3 protein-coding genes are annotated in these 3,113 nt (G+C 38.3%); 2 read left to right on the plus strand and 1 reads right to left on the minus strand.

All coding sequences use genetic code 11. The features are described 5' to 3' along the window. On the plus strand, nucleotides 1-580 hold a 580-nt coding region (locus AAC037_RS22645; protein ID WP_339905822.1), incomplete at its 5' end, for an alpha-L-rhamnosidase C-terminal domain-containing protein. A 175-nt stretch (nucleotides 581-755) separates the two neighbouring features. Here the strand turns inward: AAC037_RS22645 and yiaK are convergent. Continuing rightward, nucleotides 756-1,772 carry a 3-dehydro-L-gulonate 2-dehydrogenase gene (yiaK, locus tag AAC037_RS22650; protein ID WP_339905824.1) on the minus strand — a complete coding sequence of 339 codons (1,017 nt, stop codon included), beginning with the start codon at nucleotides 1,770-1,772 and terminating at the stop codon, nucleotides 756-758. A gap of 344 nt (nucleotides 1,773-2,116) precedes the next feature. Here yiaK and AAC037_RS22655 point away from each other — a divergent pair. Continuing rightward, nucleotides 2,117-3,113, plus strand: a 997-nt coding sequence (locus AAC037_RS22655; protein ID WP_339905826.1) for a DUF3857 domain-containing protein, incomplete at its 3' end; no start/stop codon positions are given.

A 3,113-nucleotide genomic window follows, 5' to 3' on the forward strand; every position in this document is an offset into this window, starting at 1 on the left:
CAAGCAGCTCTTACCCGCATTATCGGCAACAGGCCACAGTGATCTGGCTTATCAACTTCTACTCAACGAAGAATACCCTTCTTGGGGATTTGAAATAAAAAATGGGGCCACCACTATTTGGGAGCGCTGGGACAGCTATGTAAAAGACGACCCGGATAAAATGTCCAGCCTAAACAATGGCATGAACTCTTTTAGTCACTATGCTTTCGGTTCAGTTTTTGAATGGATGTTTCACAATATGGCAGGCATCAAAACCGAGGAAGTGGCTTACAAAAGCTTTACAATTGCCCCTGAAATACCGGAGAAGGAGATCAATTATGTTGCTGCCAGCCACCAATCCATCCATGGAAATATCAGTAGTTCTTGGAAAAGAGTAGGAGAAAAACTCTATATGGAAGTAAGTATACCTGTGAATACACAAGCAACCGTATTTATTCCGGCCAAAAGTGAACTAGACATAACCATGGACAACCAAAGGCTGGACCAGAACGAAGACCTGCAGAAGGGTCATTTTCTTGAAGGAAAACAAGTCCTGAAGTTAGGTTCAGGTACTTATCGTTTCGAAAGCACCATAAAGTAAATGATTCGCTAAAAAAACGCTGATATTTGCGAGCGTTTATTCTTTTATCCTCTCAGCTAAGTTAAGCCCGTCCTATTTACATGTCTCAGCAGGGCGGGCTTAATTTTTATTGCTATAGATTGAAATACCAAACAGACAAAGAATAATACCTTTTCTCTTCAAAGAATAAAGGTAGTCAATCCATCATTCGAAAAACCTTTTCCCAAATATCGGCATCAACCGGAACACCTAGCCGCAGATTTTCTTCTCTTCTGATAAAAGACTGTTCTCCCGGGAAATTAATGTCCATTCCATCAAAAACCTTAGATTTTTTCAGATCTGCAATGGTTTGTTCAATTTTCTCATCCAACTTGGTCTTAGAAATTCCCATTACCTCAGGGTGAATGCATAAAAAAAACTGTGAAACACCAAACTCCTCTTGCTGCCTACCAATTTCATAAGTAGACTGCCCACCAGAAAGGCCTGAAGCCAGTAAGTCCAGCATCAATGACAAGCCAGCTCCTTTCCATAGCCCTATAGGCAAGGGCAGCTGCTCAGCAATAACTTCAATTGGATTTTTGCTAAGCTTTCCCACTGCATCAAAACCAGCCGCATAAGGCAATTGCCTACCTGATTTTTTATAAATCGCCATTTTACCATAAGAATACTGAGTCATGGCTGTATCTAAAATTACGGCTTTGTTTTGATATGGAAGACCTATTACCAAAGGGTTGTTGCCTAGTTTAGGCTCTTTTCCTCCCCATGCAGGCATATTAGGAATGGTATTGGTAAAGCAAATACCGATACACCCTGCTTCCGCCGCTTGCCAGCCATAATTGCCTGCTCGCATCCAATGATTGGTGTTTCTTAGGGCAACACAACCCATCCCATTTTTAGTAGCCATGGTGACAGCCTTTTTCATGGCGATGGAGGCATTGTACATCCCTGCACCCAATTGTCCATTCCAGCGCTCCATGATTGGCAAAGCAAATTCTTGTATGGGTTCCACCTCCGGAACTACCATCCCTTTCTCCACCTGCTCCAAAAAGGCAGGGAAACGATTCAATCCATGAGAAGCCACTCCATCTAGACTGGCCATGGCAAAAAGCTCAGCACAAATTTTGGCCTTCTGATCCTCAAATCCATGTTGAATTAAGATCTTGGAAAAAGTGGTTTTTAAAATTTCAAATGGGATTCTAGTGGTAGTGTCCATATTGGTATAGGGTATAAATTAATTTTGAATAAAGTAAGCAATTTTACCGGCCGAAAAAACCCAGTAATCAATTTTCCCTTAAAGGAAGTGATAACTATTAAACGATCCATTAAAAATATTTCTGAAACCATAGGTATCAGCCCTTTAAAAAGCTCACCCTAACCCCCATAAAATGAACGATTAATCCATAAGCTATTTAAATTTTTCTAAAAACCAATTGCCGTTATAAAAATAAATTAATGATTTTATTATCTATTTTACCCTCAATTTTATAATTTGCGCAGATTACAATATCATTTTTTTATTTATGATATTTTTTTTATATTAGATTAAGTCATAAAGTAATGTATAGGTATTTATCTATTTCTATTTTTTATATTTTTCTATTTACACCCCTGGTATTAAATGGAACAAACTTTTCTATCCCCAACTATTCAAGTATAAAGAAAGACTATAAAATTACTTTATCAGAGGACTACTCCTATGAAATTGAAATCAATCAGGTAACCACGATCTATGACAAAAAAGGATTATCACATGCATCCTATCACTTTATCATAGATCAATTCACCAACTTAGATAATTTTGATCTGAAGGTAATAGACCCCATAAAGGAAAAAACCATAAAGAAAATAAAAGCCAAAGACCTTCAAGAAAGAGATTTAATAACAAGTGGAAATATTTATCAAGATTTAACCTTAAAACAATTTAACCTGCAGTCAACTTCCTTTCCGGTAAGGGTCGAAATGAAGCTAAAGCTTAGAAAATCAGGTAATTTTTATTTCCCTTCCTGGAGGCCACAAAATTTTTACCATCAAAAAGTAGAGCAAGCACGCTTGGAAGTAAACTATCCGAAATCCCTAGGGATTCGTTATAAAACCCAGCAATTTGAAGGTGTTTTCGATGACAATTCAATGGGCGACCATCAATCGCTAGTCTGGACGATAAATGACCTCGCTCCTGTTCCTGAGGACACGGAAGAAACAGATTTGACTAAAATAACTTTAGCGCCCGAAAAATTTGGGATGGATGGGTTTGAGGCAAGAATGGACACATGGAAGAATTTCGGTCTGTGGTTTTATCAATTAAATAAAGGTAGAACCAAACTTCCCAAAGGATTCAAACAAGAGCTTCAGGAGATGGTCAATGGTACAGATAGTTCAATTGAAAAAATACAAATACTATACACCTACCTACAGAAAAACTACAGGTATGTGAGCATACAATTGGGCTTGGGGGGTTGGCGTCCGATGGAAAGTGAAGAGGTACTTTCTAAAAAGTATGGGGACTGTAAAGGGTTGACTTTATTTATGCAAGCCATGCTATCTGAGATCGGTATTT

The organism is uncultured Cyclobacterium sp. (genome assembly GCF_963976465.1).
In the GTDB taxonomy this organism is placed as follows: Bacteria; Bacteroidota; Bacteroidia; order Cytophagales; family Cyclobacteriaceae; genus Cyclobacterium.